The following is a 260-nucleotide window of genomic DNA, read 5'->3' as shown; positions in this document are numbered from 1 at the left end:
GGAGCTTCCATGAGTGACACGTTGACCAAGCGGTATGCTCTGGATATCAACGGCATGATCACGGACGGTGCACTGGAACTGACGATCAGCTACAGCAACAAAATGTTTATGAAAAAATCAATCAAAAAGCTGGCTGATCTGTTGCAGGAGGGCTTACGTGAGGTATTGGCTCACTGTGTGGGTAAAGAGTTGCCGGAGCTGACACCAAGCGACTTGTCCTTCCAAGGACTGACGGCTGGAGAGCTGGATCATATTGTAGA

At 49.2% G+C, this 260-nt stretch carries 1 protein-coding gene; it reads left to right on the top strand.

Features of this window, described 5'->3' with window-relative positions:
- Window positions 1–260: condensation domain-containing protein (locus G9G53_RS26020; protein ID WP_165150915.1), on the top strand; the 260-nt coding region annotated here is incomplete at both ends.

The organism is Paenibacillus sp. EKM206P (genome assembly GCF_011066155.1).
Classification (GTDB): domain Bacteria; phylum Bacillota; class Bacilli; order Paenibacillales; family Paenibacillaceae; genus Paenibacillus; species Paenibacillus polymyxa_D.
Note: the sequence above shows the minus strand (reverse complement) of the source record. Positions and strands in the feature narration are given on the sequence as shown.